Consider the following 18623-nt stretch of genomic DNA (forward strand, 5'->3'; position numbering starts at 1 on the left):
CGAAACCCGGAGGTCCGCCATGCCCGCCCTCGTCCTCCCCCAGGTCAGGCACCGCCACATCGAGGTCGACGGTCTGCGGGTCTTCTACCGCGAGGCCGGGCCCGCCGACGCGCCGACCCTCCTCCTGCTGCACGGATTCCCGTCCAGCTCAAGGCAGTTCGCGCGCCTGATCGACGCGCTCGGGACGGACTACCACCTGGTGGCTCCGGACTACCCGGGCTTCGGCCACAGCGACGCCCCGGACGCCGAGTCCTTCACCTACACCTTCGACGCGCTCGCCGACGTCACCGAGAAGTTCCTGCTGGCCCTCGGGCTCGACCGCTTCTCCATGTACGTCTTCGACTTCGGCGCACCGGTCGGCTTCCGCATCGCCACCCGGCACCCGGAGTGGATCGAGGGCCTGATCGTGCAGAACGGCAACGCGTACCTCGACGGGCTCTCCGACGCGGCCCGCGAGATGACCGCCAACCGGCCCGGCGTACCCGGCGCCGAAGAGGCGGTGCGCGGACTCCTCGCCCTCCCGGTCACCCGCTCGCAGTACGAAGGCGGCACCACCGACCCCGAACTCGTCGCCCCCGACGGGTGGACCGCCGACCAGCACTTCCTCGACCTGCCGGGCCGCGACGCCGTCCAGGTCGCCCTCGCCCTCGACTACCACAGCAATCTGGCGCTCTACCCGGTCTGGCAGGAATGGCTGCGCACCCACCGCCCGCCGGCCCTCGTCGTCTGGGGCCGCAACGACTTCTTCTTCCCCGAGCCCGGCGCCCGCGCGTACCTGCGCGACCTGCCCGACGCCGAACTGCACCTCCTCGACACCGGCCACTTCGCCCTGGAGGACAAGCTCCCGGAAATCGCCCCGCTCATCGCCGCCTTCCTCGACGCCCGCGCCTGACCGGCACCTGTCCGCGGATGTCGCGCACCCTTCTTCGGCCGGGGCTGTCACAACCGCGCTCCGGCGTCCGTCAGTGCTGTAACAGCCCGCAAGAGCGGGCGGCACAAACGGAGGCAACGACCATGAGCAACACGGAGATCACGGCGAACGCCCAGTCGCGGCTGCCCAACCCGGCGATGCTGGTCCCGGAGATGGCCGAGGTGGGCGCGGCACTCTTCAAGGTCGTCGGGAACGGCTCCGTCCCGCGGACGACCATCGGCCTGGTGCAATTGCGGGCCGGGCAGATCGTGGGCAGCGAGTACCTGACCGTCCTGCACACCGGCAACCTCGCCCGCGCCGGCGAGAGCGACGAGCGCGTCGCGGCCGTGGCGTCGTGGCGCGACGCGCCCCACTTCACCGAGGCCGAACGCGTCGCGCTCGAACTCGTCGAAGCCGTGTACACCGCCCCGGCCGAGGGCGAACGCGTCTCCGACGACCTGTACGCCCGGGCATCGGCGCACTACGACGACAAGGCACTCACCACCCTGATCCTGGCGATCAGTCAGGTCTCGTTCTTCGTCCCCCTCGCCCTCATCGGCAAGCCGCTCCCCGGCAAGGCCCCCGAGGAGCAGTGGCGCCGGCCGTGACGACCCGCGCGACACCTGCCAGGAGGCCCACCGGCCTTGACCGGTGGGCCTCCTGGCATGCCGTCAGCCGACCGACCAGGCGCGGAGCTTGTCGGGGTTGAGGACCGCCCACATGTGCCGGATGCGGTCCCCCGCGACGTCGAACGCGTACACGGCCATCGTGACGCCGTCCCGCTGAGCCACCAAGCCAGGCTGTCCGTTGACCGTCCGCAGCACGAAACCCATGCCGCCGACCGCCCGGCCGGCGAGTTCGACCAGGTAGCGGGCGATCTCCTCGGCCCCCTCGATGGGGTGCAGCCTGGCGCCGGTCACGCCTCCGCCGTCGGGAGTGACCGTCGCGTCGGGATCGAGCAGGCCGAGCAGGGCGTCGATGTCCTTCGCCTCCCAGGCCGCCTTGAAATCCCGGACCACGCCCGCCATTCGGGCCGGCGGGGCGGCGGCCGGGGTCCGAGCCGCCCGGACGCGGCGCCGGGCGGAGGTGGCTAGCTGACGGCAGGCCGCGGGGGTGCGTCCGACGATCTCCGCCACTTCGGGGAAGGGGTAGCGGAACACGTCGTGCAGGATGAACGCCACGCGTTCGGCCGGGGTCATCGACTCGAGCACGACGAGGAACGCCATGTTGAGCGACTCGTCGAGGGTGACCCGGTCCGCCGGATCGACGGGGACGGCCGTCCGCCGACCGCTGATCCACTCCGTCTCGTCGGGCACCGGCTCGGGGACCCACTGGCCCACGTAGCGCTCCCGCCGGACGCGCGCCGAGCCCAGCAAGGTCAGGCAGACGCGGCTCGCGACAGTCGTCAGCCAGGCACCGGGGGTGTCGATCGCGTCCTGCTCCTGCCGGGACATGGCGTACCAACGGGCGTACGTCTCCTGCACGACGTCCTCGGCATCGGCCCGCGAGCCGAGCATCCGGTACGCGAGGTTGACCAGCCGGCGCCGCTCACTCGTCACCGCGCTCACGTGCCGGTCGTGCCGGTCGTGCCGGTCGTCGCCCGGCTCGGCAGGAATGGTCATGGTGCTCTGCTCCTCGGTCGCGGTCGCCCTCCACAGGTTCGACAAAGCAGCACGCCGCTTTGTGAGGCCGTCCACGCGCCTCACATTCCGCGGCGCTGTTTTGTCGCACAGCCGGGACCACACACCGAGACCCCTCGGCGCCCCGGCAAGACGGCACACCCCGCCGGCCAAGCCCGCCGCCACCCGACCGAAGCGACCGAAGGACAGCACCGACCATGACGAACCAGGCCCCGTCCACCTCGTACACCGATCCCGCCCCCGCGCACCGCCTGGAACAGGCGGCCGCCGCACTGACGGGGAACGGATTCACCACCGAGATACTCGACGACGTCGCCGCCGCACGCACCCGCATCGCCGAGCTGATCCCCGAGGGCACCGAGGTCTTCACCTCGGCGAGCGAGACCGTCCGCTTGTCCGGAATCGACGCCGACCTCAACTCCGGCGGCCGGTACCAGGCCGTGAAGCCGCGCGTCCTGGCCATGGACCGCGCCACCCGGGCCGACGAGATCCGGCACCTTCTCGCCCGTCCCGACGTCGTCGTGGGCAGCGTCGCCGCGCTCACCGAGGCCGGCCAGGTCGTGGTCGCCTCGGGCAGCGGCAGCCAGTTGCCCGCGTACTCCGGCGGCGCCGGCCGCGTGATCCTGGTCGTCGGCGCGCAGAAAGTGGTCCCCGACCTGGCCACTGCGCTGCGCCGACTCGAAGAGCACGCACTCCCTCTGGAAGACGCCCGCGCGCGGGTCGTCTACGGAATGCCGAGCGCCGTCAACAGCCTGCTGGTCCTCAACGCCGATGCCCGTCCGGGCCGCGTCACCATCCTGCTCGTCCGCGAAGCAATCGGGTTCTGAACCCCCGACAAAGCAGCCAATCCCGGAAACGCCGAACGGTGTCTTATCGATCGACTTTCGTCTCTCGGTAAGACACCGTTCGGTGTGTCTCGCGGTGCGCGAGGGGGGAGTTGAACCCCCACGCCCTTTCGGGCACTGGAACCTGAATCCAGCGCGTCTGCCTATTCCGCCACCCGCGCGAGCAACGATTGAAGATTAGCACGGATGCCGCGGCCGACTCGAATCCTTACCCGCTGGTGGCCTGGGCCACACCCAAACAGTGCGGACGGGTACAGAACGCACCTCCCCGGCTTGGGGTGCCCGCGCGGCGTCGCCCGGAGGTGTGCTTCGGTGGGCCGGAACGCCACCGGTTTCGTCGGGGCCATCCCCGCCGCCCCCGCGACTCCGGCATGCTTGACCTGCGCCGTCCGGATAGGAGGGCGTGTCCGCGGGGTAGACGCACCTGGTCACACCACAACTACGACAAGCGAGCCAGGACGAGGGGCTGGGGGTGTAGGAATCCCTGTGAGGGCCAACACTCCCTACAGTGACCATGACGGGGAACCATGCCCGTTTCCCGAGCGTGGATACGATCAGTGAGCTGACTGTAGGACTGGTCCGGACCGGTGCGCCCGGTCCGGGCACGCCCGTGCCCCGGGCGACGACGGCGACGCTTGAAGGAAGGAGGTGCCCATGGGTGTCCTGAAGAAGTTCGAGCAACGACTTGAGGGCCTGGTCAACGGCGCCTTCGCCAAGGCGTTCAAGTCGGACGTCCAGCCGGTCGAGATCGCCAGCGCGCTCAAGCGCGAATGCGACAGCAACGCGACCATCTGGAACCGCGACCGGACCATGGTGCCGAACGACTTCGTGGTCGAGCTGGGTTCGCACGACTACGAGCGGCTGAGCCCGTACGCGCAGCAGCTCGGCGCGGAGCTCTCCACCATGGTGCGCGACTACGCGCAGCAGCAGCGCTACTCCTTCATCGGCCCCGTCGAGGTGCACTTCGAGCAGGCCGACGACCTCGACACGGGCCTGTACCGGGTGCGCAGCCAGGCATTGGCCGGCAGCCAGTCCCAGGGTTCCCCTGGGTACGGGCCGCCGGGACCGGTAGCGTCTCCCGCGCAACCGCACTATCCCGTGGAACAGCAGTACGGTTCGTCCGGGCACCCGCCGCAGGGCCCCGCACCGCAGTTCCACAACCCGTCGGCCTACCAGCCGGCGGGAGGCATGCCACCAGGTCCGCCCATGGGCCCCGGCATGGGTCCCGGATCGGGCCCCGGCCTGCCGCCGCGTCCCCCGAGCCCGCCGCCCGGACCCGCGCCGTACCGCCCGCCGGTGCTGCGCAGTTGGGTCGAGGTGAACGGGATGCGCCACGAGATCACCGCCCCGGTCGTGAAGCTGGGCCGGAGCACCGACGCGGACGTACGGGTCGACGACCCGAGCGTGTCGCGGCACCACGCCGAGATCAGGATCGGCCCCCCGGCGTCGATCGCCGACCTCGGTTCGACGAACGGGATCGTCGTGGACGGACAGCACTGCCAGCGTGCAGCGCTCCGCGACGGGTCGAGGATCGTGCTGGGCAGTACCACTGTCGTGTTCCGTCAAACCGAGGGGTGACATCGGGCGCATGTCTGAGCTGACCCTCACCGTCATGCGGCTGGGTTTCCTCGCCGTGCTGTGGCTGTTCGTGATCGTCGCGGTCCAGGTGATCCGCAGCGACCTGTTCGGCACGCGCGTGACCCAACGGCCCATGCGGCGGCGCAATGCCGCCGTACCGGCCAACGCCGCCGCCGCGGTGCCTCCGCCGGTCGCCCAGCAGGCGCCTCCCCCGCAAGCCCGCGGCCAGCGCCGCGGAGCGGCGCAGCCGCAACGCAACGCGCCGTCCAAACTCGTCATCACCGGCGGCTCGTTGACCGGTACGACGATGAATCTGACCGAGCAGCAGATCACCATCGGCCGGGCCCACGACTCCACCATCGTGCTCGACGACGACTACGCGTCCAGTCGGCACGCCCGCATCTACCCGGCTCCCGACGGCACCTGGATCGTCGAGGACCTCGGGTCCACCAACGGCACCTACCTGGACCGCACGCGCTTGACCGGCCCCACCCCCGTTCCCCTCGGAGCGCCGATCCGCATCGGCAAGACCGTTATCGAGCTGCGCAGGTAGCCTGAATGAGCCTCTCTCTCCGCTTCGCCGCCGGATCGCACAAAGGCATGATCCGCGAGGGCAACGAGGACTCCGGCTATGCCGGTCCACGCTTGCTCGCGGTCGCCGACGGCATGGGCGGCGCCGCCGCGGGCGAGGTGGCGAGCTCCGAGGTCCTCTCCACGATCGTGGAGCTCGACGAGGACCTCCCCGGCGCCGACCTGCGCGACACGCTGCGCCTCGCGGTCGACCGCGCCAACGACCGGCTGCGCGTGATGATCGACGACGACCCCGGCCTCGAAGGCATGGGGACGACGCTGACCGCGCTGCTGTGGACCGGCACCGGACTCGGCCTCGTACACGTCGGCGACTCGCGCGCCTACCTGTTGCGCGACGGAATCCTCGAACAGATCACCCAGGACCACACCTGGGTGCAGCGCCTCGTCGACGAGGGCCGCATCACCGAGGAGGAGGCCGGGCACCACCCGCAGCGCTCGCTCCTGATGCGCGCACTCGACGGACGCGGCCAGGTCGAACCGGACCTCGCCGTCCGCGAGGCACGCGCCGGCGACCGCTACCTCGTGTGCAGCGACGGCCTGTCCGGCGTGGTCAGCCGCGAGACGATGCAGGACACCCTGCTCGCGCTCGTCGACCCCCGGGACGCCGTACAGGAGTTGATCCAGCTCGCGCTGCGCGGCGGCGGCCCCGACAACATCACGTGCATCGTCGCGGACATCGTCGACGTCGACCAGACGCCGTCCGACATCCCGCTGGTGGTCGGCGCGGTCGCCGACGACCTCGCCGGGGACACCGCGACCCTGCCCACCACCCCCGCCTCGCGCGCCCGCGAACTCACCGCCGGCGAGTACGAGAACGAGGCCCTGGTCCCGGACGCCGGCGTACCGAACCGCCGCCGCCCCAAGCCCGCGTGGCGACGCACGCTCCCGGTCTGGGGCCCGGCGGTGGTGCTGCTCGCCGCGCTCGGCGGTGCGTACTGGTGGACCCAGACGCAGTACTACGTCGCCAAGGACGGCGAGCACGTCTCGATCTACCGGGGCATCGACACCGAGATCTTCGGCATCTCGCTGTCCAGCCCCTACAAGCAGTACTCCGCGGTCACGATGAACCTGATCGGTGCGGAGTACCGCGACAGCGTCGAGGAGCGCTACGACGCCTCCAGCCTGACGGACGCCCGGGAGTACGTGCAGAAGCTGGAACGCCAGGCGAGCGTGTGCCGGCAGGTCGTCGACTGGAACCGCGACCACCCTCCGACCGTCTCTCCCGAGGTACCGCAGATCCCGGAGCAGCCGCAGGCCCCGGTGACCGGCCTCCCGGGAGGGGATAACGTGAGCGCGTCCCCGACCACGAGCGTGCAGGCGGCGCCGATGCGCACGCCGACACCGACCACGAGTGCGCGGCCCGGGTCGGACAGCGTCTCGCGGTCCACGACCAGGCCCACCGCCGAGCCGGGCAAGACCGCCGGCTCGGGGCAACGGCCCGGCGCGAACCAGTCGCCGCCGCAGGGCCTGCCGAACGCACCGGCGCCGACGACCACGCCGCCACCGGCCACCACGGCTCCGACGCCGAAGATCGACCTCGGTCCCGACCAGGAACTGATCATCAAGTGCGACGAGCAGCCGAACGGCCAGAGTTGAGGGGGAACGCCGTGAGCAACACGACGATCACCCCCCAGTCCGCACCGAACCGCCGCAACACCGAGTTGATGATGCTCGGCTTCGCCGTGCTCGTCCCGGTGCTGGCGTATGCGAACGTCGGTCTCGCGGACAACGGCAGCCTGCCGACCGGGCTCGTCTCGTACGGCCTGGGCCTCGGCCTCATGGCGGGGCTCGCGCACCTGGTGGTCCGCAAGTTCACGCCGTACGCCGACCCGCTGCTGCTGCCGCTGGCGACCTTCCTCAACGGCATGGGCCTGGTCCTCATCTACCGGCTCGACCTCGACCTGTCCCGCAAGGCCGCGCCGACCCAGCTGATGTACACGGCGGTCGGCGTCGCGCTGTTCGTGGGCGTCGTGGTGTTCATGAGGGACCACCGGCTGCTGCAGCGGTACACGTACATCGCCATGCTCGTGGCGCTGGTGCTGCTGGTGTCCCCCATCCCCTTCCCGGGCGACACCTACGGCGCGAAGATCTGGATCCGCCTGGGCCCGTTCTCGATCCAGCCCGGTGAGTTCACAAAGATCGTGCTGACCGTGTTCTTCGCGGGTTACCTCATGGTCAAGCGCGACGCGCTCGCGCTGGCCAGCCGCAAGGTCATGGGGATGTACCTGCCGCGCGGCCGCGACCTGGGCCCGATCCTCGTGGTGTGGATCCTGAGCCTGCTGATCCTGGTCTTCGAGCGCGACCTGGGCACCTCGCTGCTGTTCTTCGGCATGTTCGTGGTGATGCTCTACATCGCGACCGAGCGCGTCAGCTGGCTGATCTTCGGCCTGGTCATGGCCGCCACCGGCGCCGCGGTGGTCGGCTCGGTGGAGCCGCACGTCAAGAGCCGCGTCGAGGCGTGGCTCGACCCGCTGGCGATCTACAGCGACAAGCCGCCGAGCGGCGGCTCGGAGCAGCTCGCCCAGGCACTGTTCGGGTACGGCGACGGCGGCCTACTCGGCAAGGGCCTCAACCAGGGCTTCCCGAACGAGATCGGCTTCGCCGCCCGAAGCGACTTCATCCTCACCACGGTCGGCGAAGAGCTCGGCCTCGCCGGCATGATGGCGATCTTCATGGTGTACGCGCTGCTCATCGAGCGCGGCCTGCGCACCGCCCTCGCCGCCCGCGACCCCTTCGGCAAGTTGCTCGCGGCCGGCCTGTCCGTCGTCATGGCGCTCCAGGTCTTCGTCGTCGCGGGCGGCGTCACCGGCCTCATCCCGCTGACCGGTATGACCATGCCGTTCCTCGCGCAGGGCGGTTCGTCGGTCATCACCAACTGGATCCTGGTGGCGATCCTCATTGTGATCAGCCACACAGCGCGCCGCCCGGCTCCCCCGGCGGTCGCCGGCGAGGTCTCCACGACCCAGAACAGCCGGGGCGGACGCCGTCGGCGCATCGAGGAGACCCCGCTCGACCAGGCCGACCTGGACGAACTCGCCGAGCCGACCCCGGTGCAGGGCTCGGAGCTCGGCGACCTGTCGGGCGGCGGCCAGGGGCGTGGCGGCGGTGGTTTCGACACGGATGAATCGGATGAATCGGACTCCCGCGTACCGGGTTCCGGGTCGGCGGCGGAACCACGGGGGGCGGAAACCGCGTCTCCACCTGACGCGTTGACCGTGCCAGGAGGAGCGCCCGGCGTCCCGCCCCGGCCGGCCGGTCCCCCCGGGGCACCGCCCAACGCGGATCCGACGGGACCGAGAGGACACAGCCAGTGAGGAATTGGGATCGCAAGTGAACAAGCCCCTGCGCAAAGTGTCCGTGTTCTGCATGCTGCTCGTGGCCGCGCTGATGGTGCGGACCAACTGGATCCAGGTCGTCAAGGCCGACGAATACTCCGGGCACGACAAGAACCGCCGCGCGGTCTACGAGGAGTACTCGCACCCGCGCGGTGACTTCTTCGTCGAGAACAAGCCCATCACCGGCTCGGTGGAGACCGACAGCAAGTACTACGAGTACCAGCGGACCTATCTCAACGGCCCGATGTACGCGCCGATCACCGGCTTCAAGTCGCAGTTCTTCGGCTCGAACTTCCTGGAGGGCGTCGAGAACGACATCCTCAACGGCGACGACGACCGGCTGTTCGTGCGCCGCGTCATCGACGTGATCACCGGGAAGGACCGCCGCGGCGGCAACGTCGACCTGACGATCAACGCGAAGGCGCAGGAGGCGGCGTTCAACGGCCTCAACGGCAAGACCGGCGCGGCCGTCGCGATCGACCCGACGACGGGCAAGATACTGGCGATGGCGTCGACACCGTCGTACGACCCGAACAAGCTGGCGGTCAACGACTCGAAGGCGCAGCAGGCCGAGTGGGAATCCCTGCAGCCGGACGCGAACCCCGCACGGCCGATGGACAACCGGGCGATCCGCAACACCTACGCGCCCGGGTCGACGTTCAAGCTGGTCACCGCGGCCGCGGCGCTGTCGAGCGGCCAGTTCCAACCGGAGACGGCCACCAACTTCGAGTCGCCGCTGCGCTATCCGAACTCGGTCAGCTCGCTGTCCGACCAGGCGGGCGCCGCGGCGTGCCAGGGCTCGACGCTCAAGGTCGCGCTGGAGAAGTCCTGCAACTCGGTGTTCGCCGGCATCGGCATGCAGCTGGGTGACGAAGCCATCAAGAACCAGGCACAGGCCTTCGGGTTCAACGACTTCGGCAAGTACGACTTCACCAAGTCGGTGGACACCAAGAACAACCTGACGATCCCGACCCGTGTCACCGCCAGCGTCTACCCGGCCAACGACGAGCAGGGCGCCACGATGCGCGCCTCGATCGGCCAGCAGGACGTGGCGTCCACCCCGCTGCAGATGGCCAGTGTGGTGGCGACCATCGCCAACAACGGCAAGGTCATGGAGCCGTACCTGGTCAGCTCGCTGCGCTCGCAGAGCCTGGACACCATCGAGCAGCGCGGGCAGAAGCAGCTCAACGAGGCGGTCAAGCCCGAAGTCGCCTCGCAGCTCCAGGACATGATGGTCGGCGTCGTCGAGAACGGGTGTACGGCCGCCAAGATCCCGGGGGTCAAGGTCGGCGGCAAGACCGGGACCGCCCAGCGCGGTCCGAACAACGACCAGCGGCCGTACGCCTGGTTCGTCTCGTTCGCCGAGGTCGACGGCAAGAAGGTCGCCGTCGCCGTGGTGGTCGAGGACCAGGAGGCGGACATCGACCGCAACGACATCAGCGGCTGCAAGAGCGCCGCCCCGATCGCCGTCTCGATGATGAAGGCGGCGCTGGGCAAGTGAGACCCGACACAACGGGCCGCGCAGACTTGATCAGTCCGTGACATCCGTGCGAGCCCCGGCCCCGGTAGCGTGTCCGAGGACGTTCAGGGCCGTGGACCGGTGAGGGAAAGGCTGGAAGCTATGGAAGAGCCGCGTCGCCTCGGCGACCGGTACGAGCTCGGCGCGGTCTTGGGCCGCGGCGGAATGGCCGAGGTCTACCTCGGCCGGGACATCCGTCTGGGCCGTACCGTCGCGGTGAAGACGCTCCGCGCCGACCTCGCCCGCGATCCCTCGTTCCAGGCACGGTTCCGGCGCGAGGCGCAGTCCGCGGCGTCGCTGAACCATCCGGCGATCGTCGCGGTGTACGACACCGGCGAGGACTACATCAACGGGATCTCCATCCCGTACATCGTGATGGAGTACGTCGACGGGTCCACGCTGCGTGAGCTTCTTCACTCCGGCCGCCGCCTGCTGCCCGAGCGCGCGATGGAGATGACCGCCGGCGTGCTCCAGGCGCTGGAGTACTCGCACCGCAACGGGATCATCCACCGCGACATCAAGCCCGCCAACGTCATGCTGACGCGGCAGGGCACGGTCAAGGTGATGGACTTCGGCATCGCGCGCGCCATGGCCGACAACGGCATGACGATGACGCAGACCGCCGCGGTCATCGGCACGGCGCAGTACCTCTCCCCCGAGCAGGCGCGCGGCGAGACCGTGGACGCCCGTTCGGACCTCTACTCCACCGGCTGCCTGCTGTACGAGCTGCTGACCGAGCGCCCGCCGTTCGTCGGCGACTCGCCGGTCGCGGTGGCGTACCAGCACGTCCGCGAGGACCCGCTGCCGCCGAGCGCGTACGACCCCGAGGTCTCCCCGACCATCGACGCGATCGTGCTCAAGTCGCTCGCGAAGAACCCGGACAACCGCTACCAGAGCGCCGACGAGATGCGTGCCGACCTCGAGCGCGCGCTGCACGGCATGCCGGTGGCGGCACCCGCGGTGATGGCCCCCATGGAGGCGGCCACGCAGTACCTTCCGGCGACGCCGGGACCGTCGACGCAGATGTCTCCCGCGTACTCCACCGCGCCGCAGCACAACCAGCACCAGTACGACCTGGACGACGACTACGACGACGACCCGCCCAAGCAGCGCGGCTGGGCGTGGGCGCTGCTGGCGATCGCGTGTGTCGCGGTCCTGGTCGCCGCCTTCTTCGTCGGCAAGACGCTGCTCGGCGGGGACGGCGGCGAGGGCGACAAGGCCACCGTCCCGAGCCTGGTCGGCAAGACCGAGCAGCAGGCGCGGGAGAGCCTCACGAACGCGACCCTGACGCTGACCGTCTCGCCGGACAGCGAGACGTGCAACCAGCCCAAGGGCGTCATCTGCAGCCAGAACCCGGCCGCCGACGCGCAGGTCGCCAAGGACAGCCAGGTCACGGTCAAGCTCTCCGCCGGCCCGGCGTCGGGCAAGGTGCCGCTGCTGGTCGGCAAGCAGGAGGACGACGCGGTCAAGGCGCTCAAGGACGCCGGTTTCCCCGAGCCGAAGATCGATCGCAACACCTCCTTCAACTGCCCACGCGAGACGGTCTGCGACACCGACCCGAAGGCGAACACCGAGGTCCCGCTGACCACCGTGATCACCCTCAAGGTGAACAGCGGCAAGCCGCAGGCAGTGGTTCCGCGGGTCATCGGCATGACCGAGTCCGAGGCCAAGAGCAAGCTCAAGGAAGACGGCTTCAAGTCCCAGGTCGTCAAGGAGTTCAGCGACCAGCCGCAGGGCACGGTGACCAAGCAGACCCCGGAGAGCGGCAACAAGTACGACGAGGGCACGACGGTCACCATCACGGTGTCGCAGGGCGCCTCGCCGACTCCCACACCGCCGACGACGCCGCCGACGCCGACCACTCCGACGGGCGGCTCGCCGACCAACACGGCGACGAACACGCAGTCGCCGAGCGGTGGCAACCCGGGCGGCAACAACAAGCCCGGAGGCGGCGATTCGGACAACCCGTTCGACCCCCGCAACTGGGGCTAGTCGCTCGCCTTCGGATCGCGGCCCGGCGGCCGCGGAGCCGACGACACGTTGAGGGGCCCGTACCGATCCGGTACGGGCCCCTCAACTGTGCTGCGGCGCCTGCGACTCAGCGGGTCAGCGCGGCGGGCCGGAAGCCGGGGCGCTTGTCCTCCGCGGCGGTCATGGTGCCCCAGAAGACCATGCGGTTCTTGGACGTGAACTCCGGGTCGCACGTGGTCAGCGTGATGATCTTCTGCCCCTCCGGCAGCCCGAGCATCGGCGGATTCGGCGCCAGCACCGCGCCGTTGCCCGGCTTGGTGATGAACGGCCCCTTCACGATCTGGTACGTGTACCAGACGCGTTCGGTCTCGACCACCACGTAGTCGCCGACCTTCAGCTTGTTGAGGTACCGGAAGGGCTCGCCGTGGCCGTTGCGGTGTCCGGCCAGGCCGAAGTTGCCCTGCTCGCCGGGGCCGGTATACGGCGCGTACGTGTAGTGCCCGACGCCTTGCGCGAGCGATTTCAGGCTCGTCCCCTCGACGACGGGCTTCTGGAAGTTCTTGCCCAGACGCGGGATGTAGACGATCGCGAAGGCCTTTCCGCGGACCGTGCCGCCACGGGTCGTCGTGCCGTCCTCCTGGCCGTCCCCGCCGATGTTGTCGGGCCCCTCGTCCGGGCCCAGGTACGGGGGAGGGCTCGCGTTCTCCGGCGGGTTCGCCGCCGCGACCGGGGTGCTCTCGTCGTCGTTCCACATGTCGTGCAGCTCCGACACGTGGGATTCGGCCTTCTCGCGCGCCTCGATATTCGTCCACCACAACTGGTGGACACACAGGAGCAGACCGACGAGGCCGAGGGTGAAGACCACCTCGGCAGTGCCGCGTATGACTTTGCGCACGACGCCCATGAGCCGACAGCTTGGCACAAGCAAGCTCTCGGGTCAGGCCCCGAACCGCGATCTACCGCCTGTCAGTTCCACTTCGCTGACGGTGCGTCACTGGGGCTTCACCAAGGCGTCGGGTTTGCCCTCCGAGCGCGGCCGTTCCTCCTTCATCTCACCCCACACGATGAGCCGGAAGGTCGACGCGCCGTCGGGCGTGCACGTGGTCAGCGTGATGTAGCGGCCGGGTTTCGTCTTCCCGCTGTTTTTGGGGATCGGGTCGATCACCCCGATGTTGCGCGGAGACGTCTCCGGCAACTGCGCGAACACCGTGTACGTGTAGTACACCGTCGCGGTCTCGACGACGATCTCGTCGCCGGTCTTGAGCTTGTTGATGTAGCGGAACGGCTCGCCGTGCGTGTTGCGGTGGCCGGCGACCGCGAAGTTCCCCTGCTTGTCCCACGGCATCGCGGTCTTCGGGTTCGTGTAGTGGCCGGTGAGGCCCTTGTCGAGCACCTTGTACTTGTCGGTGCCCTGCGCGACCGGGACCTTGACCCCCAACTTGGGTATGTAGAGCACCGCGAAGCCCTTGCCTGGCGCGAAGCCGTCGGGCTCGCGCGGGTCCGGCTGCGGCAGCGGCTCGTCACCGATCGCGGCCTGGTCCCACTGCTCCTGCAACTGGGTGGTCTCGCGTGCGGCGTTGCGGTCGCCGACCACGTTCGTCCACCACTTCGTGTAGACGACGAACAGGACGAGCACCAGGCCCAGCGTCATGGCGACCTCGCCGACGCCGGTGGCGACCCCGGTGACGACGCGCGAACGGGTCGACGGCCGCGCGGCCTTGCGGCGGGCGGCGCGGCCCGCACCGGGCGGCAGTTCGGCGACCGCGCCGCGCGTACCGGCGGCCGGGCGCGTACCGGCGCCGCCGCGCCTGCGGGAGGTCTTCTGCTGCTCCTGGAGGGCACGACGGCGGGCCGCACGGCCGCCGGGGGCGCCGTCGGCGGGTGTGTCGGCCGGGGCGGCGCCGATGGCGGACGTACCGGCGTCGGGCGCGTCCAGACCCGGGGTGCCGATGGCGGGAGTGCCGAGTGCCGGCGTGATGTCGCGCGACGGCAGGTCGGCGAGGGAGACGACGGTGAGTTCGGCGGTGCGCTCGCGGAAGTCCGGGGCGCCGTACCGGTACCCCGGGTCGTCGTCGGACCGCGGGGGCCCCGCTATGCGACCGTCCCCGTCCTGCCCACCACCGGTGCCAGCCCGCCCGCGCGCGCGACGGCCCCGGGGTCGCCGCATGTCGTCAGCCAGTTCGCCAGCATCCGGTGCCCGTCCTGCGTCAGCACCGACTCCGGGTGGAACTGCACGCCTTCGACCGGTAGGTCGCGATGACGGAGCCCCATGATCACTCCGCTCCCGGTCCACCCCGTCACCTCCAATTCCGCCGGCACCGTGTCCGGGTCCACCGCGAGCGAGTGGTAGCGCGTCGCGGTGAACGGCGACGGCAGCCCGGAGAAGACACCCGAGCCCTCGTGCTCGACCAAACTCGTCTTGCCGTGCAGAAGTTCCGGTGCCCGGCCCACCGTAGCGCCGTAGGCGACGGCGATTGACTGCATGCCCAGGCATACGCCGAACACCGGGACCCTCCCGGCGCCGTGCCGGACCATGTCGACACACACCCCGGCCTCCTCGGGAGTGCCCGGCCCCGGGGACAGGAGGACGCCGTCGTATGCCGCCGCGTCGTCGACCGTCACCGTGTCGTTGCGACGCACGTCACACGTCGCGCCGAGCTGGTAGAGGTACTGGACCAGGTTGAAGACGAAGCTGTCGTAGTTGTCCACGACCAGAATGCGCGCGGTCATCCGGGCAGCCCTCCCGGGAGTCCGCCGGTGGGCTGGACGTCGTCGACGTTCCCGCCGTCCACGGTCACGTCGCTGAACGGGAGCATGGGCTCGGCCCACGGGAAGATCCAGTTGAACAGCGCGTACACGATCGCCAGCACGAGGAAGAGGCTGATGGCGATGCGCACCCATACGTTGCCCGGCAGATGGCGCCAGATCCAGGCGTACATCAGGAGGCTCCCTTCAGCGCCGCGGGCTCGCCTGCGGACAGCGGCTGGACCGACTCGAGGTGGCCCCAGACGATCAGTCGGTGCGAACTGCCGTACTCGGGCTCACACGTGGTGAGGGTGATGTACTTGCCGGGCTTGTCGAAGCCCTTGACCGGGACGGGCGCGACGACGCCGGTGTCGTCCGGCAGCGTCTTGTACACGGCCTTGTTGTTCGTGCCGTTCACCACCGGCTTGTCGAGTGTGTAGACGTACCAGTTCACGGTGTCGTTGACGATGACCTTGTCGCCCACCCGCAGGTCCGGGAAGTCGATCATCGGGTCGCCGTACGTCTTGCGGTGGCCGGCGACCGCGAAGTTGCCGTCCTGCCCGGCCTTCGCGGAACCGGTGTACCAGCCGAGGCCCTTCTTCAGGGTGTCGGTGTCGGTGTTGGCGAGCACCGTCCACTTCCAGCCCGAGCCGAAGCGCGGGATGTACATCACCGCGAAGCTCTTGCCGTCCTCGTACGCCGGCGGCGGGCCGGGTGCCGGCGGCGCGGGCGCCGCGGTGCCGACCGCCGCGGGTGCCGCGGGCGCGGCGAGGGTCTGCTTCATCTTCTTGTGCAGCTCGTCCAGTTCGTCGGCGCGCGCCTGCCGTGCCAGGACACCGGTCCAGTAGAGCTGGTAGACGACGAAGAGCAGGATGACGACACCGAGAGTGATGAAACCCTCGCCCAGCCCGCGGATCGCGGTACGCACGGTCTCCCGGCTCCCCTCTGCTGCTCTGTTCGGGCCGGCGTGCGGCCGCTTGCGGTCGTGGAACTGCGGTCAAGCTGCGGATCAAGCTGCGGATCGCACGGTGGCTACCGGAACCTAGGAGACTTTCGCATACTGCAGGTCCAGCGGGCCCGTGTACCCCGGAAGATTCAACTGCGCGCGGTCCTCCAGCTTGTAGCCCAGGCCGTAGGCGTCCACGTAGGTCTTGTAGTTGTACACAGCCTCGCTGTCGTCCAGCGCGAGGCGGAGTTTGTCCACATCCCCGATGGCGGAGATGACGTACGGCGGCGAGTAGACGCGGCCGTGCAGGATCAGCGTGTTGCCCACACACCGCACCGCGCTGGTCGCCACGAGCCGCTGGTCCATGATCTGGATGCCCTGCGCGCCGCCCGCCCACAGCGCGTTCACCACACCCTGGATGTCCTGCTGGTGCACCACCAGGTCGTCGGCGGTCGGGGGCGGCGCTCCGTTGCGCGGTTCGGCGTCCGCCGGGGCGTCGGTCAGCGTGACGGTCAGGCCGGGCCCGGACAGCGGCGCGAGCCCGGCGGGGCCGGTGAGGGCGTCGACACGGGCCTGCGCCGCGGGGTCGTTCACCTGCGCCTTGCGCAGGTCCTCGACCTCCTGGCTCAGGTCGCTGACGTCGCGCTCGACGTCCACGTTGTGCTGGCCCTGCTTGCGGACGAGGTCGCGGTACTCCATCGCCTGGCTGTCGTTGCGCAGGTTCGTGCCGTGCGAGGTGTTGGCGCTGATCCAGAACAGCAAGCCGGCCAGACCGAACACCACGAGGGCGAGGGTGCGGGGTACGATCGCTCGCCAGGCCGATCCGGAGCGGCCGGGATCAGATCCGGGTTCGGCGGCGCCGGGGCGCGGCAAGCTCACACCGGGCATACGCACGTTGTCGTACCCTCCATCCGGACCTGACAGCGACTACGCTAACCGACACGTCGCAGGCCGCGTCGCGTCCCTACACTCCCCGCCGACGGCAGGGGCGCCGAAGCCCGGTGCTAGGCGTCCGGAAGCAGTAGGCCAGGGCAGCATCGACAGGAGAGACTCTCGTGCCGAAGTCCCGGATTCGCAAGAAGTCCGACTTCACGCCGCCGCCGGACAAGAAGACGGCGATAAAGCTGGACACGCGGCGGTGGATCGCGCCGTTCATGCTGGGCCTGTTCCTGGTCGGGCTGCTGTGGATCGTCGTGTACTACGTGACCAACGGCGACTTCCCGGTCGAGCAGATGGGGAACTGGAACATCGTCGTCGGCTTCGGCTTCATCGCCGCCGGCTTCGGTGTCTCCACCCAGTGGAAGTAGGCCGCGCGGAAAGCCCCGCGGAAGCACGCCGCGCGGCAGCAGACGCAGTCACTGCGGAAGCAGGCCCCGCTCAAGCCCTGTGACGGCCTTGTCCGTGAAGTGCCGCGGACCCGCCGCGGGGCCGAGGCATGCCCGGCCGAGGCACGCCCGGAACCGGGCCCGACTGTGCGTGGGCGCACCGATGTCCTCCGCGATGTCCTGTGCGGCATCCACAGAGTTGTCCGTCCACAGAGTTATCCACAGTGGGGATAACTAGGCAAAGCCTGTGGATAACCCTAGCGCGCCGGTTGCGTGCCGGGACCGCCCGGCACGCCCGCGACCTGCATTTCATCACGCTGGGTCATTCGCAATATCCTCAGTGTAACCGATCAGGTGAGCTGGGATGTACGCACCAGCACGATGCCCACGAGCACCGCGACGACCGCCCCCACCGACACCACCTGTGCCGCGAGCCGGTGGTTCTTCGGCGCGTGCACCAGGCACACCGCGGTGACGGCGCCGATCACCAGGCCGCCGATGTGCGCCCGCCAGTCGATCCACTTGGTGTTCAGGAACGTGATCACCAGGTTCACCACCAGCAGCGCGATGAGCGGCCGCAGGTCCGCCTTCATCCGGTGGCCGACCACGATCGCCGCACCGAACAGCCCGAAGATCGCCCCCGACGCCCCCAGCGACCCCTGGTTCTGCGCGGCGATCAGGTACGACGCGGCGGTGCCGCCGAACGCCGACACCAGGTACAGCACCAGGAACCGGGTGCGTCCCAGCACCGCTTCCAGCGGCGGCCCGAGGACCCACAGGCTGACCATGTTGAACAGGATGTGCCACGCCTCTTGGTGCAGGAACGCGGCGGTGAGCAGCCGGTAGTACTCGCCCTCGGCGACCCCGGCCCAGTTGTTGTCGATGATCGCGCGGCCGACCAGCATGAGGCGGTCCACCACGTCGTCGCCGACGGCCAGCACGAGCACGAACACGGCCAGGTTGAGGCCGATGAGCGTCTTGGTGACGACCGCGTTCGTCCCGGTGCCGGGGGCCTGGCGCACCGGGGCGCCGGCGATGGTCCGGGCCTCGCGTACCGTCCTGCCGCCCTCGCGGACGCAGTCCGGGCACTGGAAGCCGACGGACGCGCTCACCATGCAGTCGGAGCACACCGGGCGTTCGCACCGGGTGCAACGGATGTTGGACTCACGACCGGGGTGCCGGTAGCAGACCGGCGGACCGGCCGGACCCCGCTCGGGG

The 18623-nt window shown here is 69.8% G+C and carries 17 protein-coding genes, 1 tRNA gene and 1 pseudogene; 10 read left to right on the top strand and 9 right to left on the bottom strand.

Annotated elements, in window-relative coordinates:
• Nucleotides 1-19: 19 nt before the first annotated feature.
• Entirely contained in the window at nt 20-892 is an 873-nt protein-coding gene (locus tag ACWD12_RS25540) for an alpha/beta fold hydrolase (protein ID WP_450101517.1), read from the top strand.
• A 122-nt stretch (nt 893-1014) separates the two neighbouring features.
• On the top strand, nt 1015-1518 hold the full coding sequence (locus ACWD12_RS25545; protein WP_450101518.1) for a carboxymuconolactone decarboxylase family protein: 504 nt from the start codon (nt 1015-1017) through the stop codon (nt 1516-1518).
• A gap of 63 nt (nt 1519-1581) precedes the next feature.
• Here the strand turns inward: ACWD12_RS25545 and sigJ are convergent, their stop codons facing one another.
• Entirely contained in the window at nt 1582-2532 is a 951-nt protein-coding gene (gene sigJ / locus ACWD12_RS25550; RefSeq protein ID WP_450101519.1) for an RNA polymerase sigma factor SigJ, read from the bottom strand.
• A gap of 215 nt (nt 2533-2747) precedes the next feature.
• Between sigJ and ACWD12_RS25555 the strand changes: the two genes are divergently transcribed.
• On the top strand, nt 2748-3377 hold the full coding sequence (locus tag ACWD12_RS25555; protein ID WP_450101520.1) for an LUD domain-containing protein: 630 nt from the start codon (nt 2748-2750) through the stop codon (nt 3375-3377).
• Nucleotides 3378-3472: 95 nt separating this feature from the next.
• On the opposite strand, the gene ACWD12_RS25560 is transcribed toward ACWD12_RS25555, so the two are convergent.
• Nucleotides 3473-3556: transfer RNA gene (locus ACWD12_RS25560), tRNA-Leu, on the bottom strand.
• A 493-nt stretch (nt 3557-4049) separates the two neighbouring features.
• Here ACWD12_RS25560 and ACWD12_RS25565 point away from each other — a divergent pair.
• The 6 genes and pseudogenes from ACWD12_RS25565 to pknB all read left to right on the top strand — a co-directional run bounded on the left by ACWD12_RS25565 (nt 4050) and on the right by pknB (nt 12410).
• Nucleotides 4050-4973 (top strand): DUF3662 and FHA domain-containing protein, encoded by a 924-nt coding sequence (locus tag ACWD12_RS25565; protein ID WP_358356494.1) that lies wholly within the window; start codon nt 4050-4052, stop codon nt 4971-4973.
• A 10-nt stretch (nt 4974-4983) separates the two neighbouring features.
• On the top strand, nt 4984-5526 hold the full coding sequence (locus tag ACWD12_RS25570; RefSeq protein ID WP_358356492.1) for an FHA domain-containing protein FhaB/FipA: 543 nt from the start codon (nt 4984-4986) through the stop codon (nt 5524-5526).
• 5 nt (nt 5527-5531) lie between these two features.
• Complete coding sequence (locus ACWD12_RS25575) at nt 5532-7160, top strand: protein phosphatase 2C domain-containing protein (protein WP_450101521.1); 1629 nt, start codon at nt 5532-5534, stop codon at nt 7158-7160.
• Nucleotides 7157-8530, top strand: a pseudogene (locus ACWD12_RS25580) (FtsW/RodA/SpoVE family cell cycle protein); the annotation flags it as partial. The gene ACWD12_RS25575 and the pseudogene ACWD12_RS25580, both read left to right, overlap by 4 nt.
• Before the next feature lie 364 nt (nt 8531-8894).
• Nucleotides 8895-10400, top strand: a complete 1506-nt coding sequence (locus tag ACWD12_RS25585) for a penicillin-binding transpeptidase domain-containing protein (protein ID WP_358356488.1) — start codon at nt 8895-8897, stop codon at nt 10398-10400.
• A gap of 120 nt (nt 10401-10520) precedes the next feature.
• Nucleotides 10521-12410 carry a Stk1 family PASTA domain-containing Ser/Thr kinase gene (gene pknB, locus ACWD12_RS25590; protein WP_450101522.1) on the top strand — a complete coding sequence of 630 codons (1890 nt, stop codon included), beginning with the start codon at nt 10521-10523 and terminating at the stop codon, nt 12408-12410.
• A 106-nt stretch (nt 12411-12516) separates the two neighbouring features.
• Here the strand turns inward: pknB and ACWD12_RS25595 are convergent, their stop codons facing one another.
• From ACWD12_RS25595 to ACWD12_RS25620, 6 genes are all read right to left on the bottom strand, one after another.
• On the bottom strand, nt 12517-13284 hold the full coding sequence (locus ACWD12_RS25595; RefSeq protein ID WP_450101523.1) for a class E sortase: 768 nt from the start codon (nt 13282-13284) through the stop codon (nt 12517-12519).
• A gap of 96 nt (nt 13285-13380) precedes the next feature.
• On the bottom strand, nt 13381-14556 hold the full coding sequence (locus ACWD12_RS25600) for a class E sortase (protein ID WP_450101524.1): 1176 nt from the start codon (nt 14554-14556) through the stop codon (nt 13381-13383).
• The gene (locus tag ACWD12_RS25605) at nt 14481-15119 is read right to left on the bottom strand and encodes an aminodeoxychorismate/anthranilate synthase component II (protein ID WP_358356481.1); all 639 of its coding nucleotides are present in this window, start codon (nt 15117-15119) and stop codon (nt 14481-14483) included. Before ACWD12_RS25605 ends, ACWD12_RS25600 begins: the two co-directional genes overlap by 76 nt.
• Nucleotides 15116-15328 carry a hypothetical protein gene (locus tag ACWD12_RS25610; RefSeq protein WP_450101525.1) on the bottom strand — a complete coding sequence of 71 codons (213 nt, stop codon included), beginning with the start codon at nt 15326-15328 and terminating at the stop codon, nt 15116-15118. Before ACWD12_RS25610 ends, ACWD12_RS25605 begins: the two co-directional genes overlap by 4 nt.
• Complete coding sequence (locus tag ACWD12_RS25615) at nt 15328-16062, bottom strand: class E sortase (RefSeq protein ID WP_358356477.1); 735 nt, start codon at nt 16060-16062, stop codon at nt 15328-15330. The genes ACWD12_RS25610 and ACWD12_RS25615 overlap by 1 nt, the downstream gene beginning before the upstream one ends.
• A gap of 114 nt (nt 16063-16176) precedes the next feature.
• The gene (locus tag ACWD12_RS25620) at nt 16177-16863 is read right to left on the bottom strand and encodes a DUF881 domain-containing protein (protein WP_358356475.1); all 687 of its coding nucleotides are present in this window, start codon (nt 16861-16863) and stop codon (nt 16177-16179) included.
• Between the two features lie 272 nt (nt 16864-17135).
• On the opposite strand from ACWD12_RS25620, the gene crgA reads away from it, so the two are divergent.
• On the top strand, nt 17136-17387 hold the full coding sequence (crgA, locus tag ACWD12_RS25625) for a cell division protein CrgA (RefSeq protein WP_358356473.1): 252 nt from the start codon (nt 17136-17138) through the stop codon (nt 17385-17387).
• 368 nt (nt 17388-17755) lie between these two features.
• Here crgA and ACWD12_RS25630 read toward each other — a convergent pair whose 3' ends face one another.
• Nucleotides 17756-18520, bottom strand: a complete 765-nt coding sequence (locus ACWD12_RS25630) for a rhomboid family intramembrane serine protease (protein WP_358356471.1) — start codon at nt 18518-18520, stop codon at nt 17756-17758.
• Nucleotides 18521-18623: the final 103 nt, after the last annotated feature.

The organism is Streptodolium elevatio (assembly GCF_053592165.1).

Excerpts from the sequence above, each read along its gene's own strand:
- pknB (WP_450101522.1), top strand. The coding sequence starts at position 10,521 with ATGGAAGAGCCGCGTCGCCTCGGCGACCGGTACGAGCTCGGCGCGGTC.
- ACWD12_RS25600 (WP_450101524.1), bottom strand. The coding sequence starts at position 14,556 with ATGCGGCGACCCCGGGGCCGTCGCGCGCGCGGGCGGGCTGGCACCGGT.
- ACWD12_RS25610 (WP_450101525.1), bottom strand. The coding sequence starts at position 15,328 with ATGTACGCCTGGATCTGGCGCCATCTGCCGGGCAACGTATGGGTGCGC.
- ACWD12_RS25565 (WP_358356494.1), top strand. The coding sequence starts at position 4,050 with ATGGGTGTCCTGAAGAAGTTCGAGCAACGACTTGAGGGCCTGGTCAAC.
- ACWD12_RS25575 (WP_450101521.1), top strand. The coding sequence starts at position 5,532 with ATGAGCCTCTCTCTCCGCTTCGCCGCCGGATCGCACAAAGGCATGATC.
- ACWD12_RS25630 (WP_358356471.1), bottom strand. The coding sequence starts at position 18,520 with ATGGTGAGCGCGTCCGTCGGCTTCCAGTGCCCGGACTGCGTCCGCGAG.
- sigJ (WP_450101519.1), bottom strand. The coding sequence starts at position 2,532 with ATGACCATTCCTGCCGAGCCGGGCGACGACCGGCACGACCGGCACGAC.
- ACWD12_RS25555 (WP_450101520.1), top strand. The coding sequence starts at position 2,748 with ATGACGAACCAGGCCCCGTCCACCTCGTACACCGATCCCGCCCCCGCG.
- ACWD12_RS25570 (WP_358356492.1), top strand. The coding sequence starts at position 4,984 with ATGTCTGAGCTGACCCTCACCGTCATGCGGCTGGGTTTCCTCGCCGTG.
- ACWD12_RS25605 (WP_358356481.1), bottom strand. The coding sequence starts at position 15,119 with ATGACCGCGCGCATTCTGGTCGTGGACAACTACGACAGCTTCGTCTTC.
- ACWD12_RS25540 (WP_450101517.1), top strand. The coding sequence starts at position 20 with ATGCCCGCCCTCGTCCTCCCCCAGGTCAGGCACCGCCACATCGAGGTC.
- ACWD12_RS25545 (WP_450101518.1), top strand. The coding sequence starts at position 1,015 with ATGAGCAACACGGAGATCACGGCGAACGCCCAGTCGCGGCTGCCCAAC.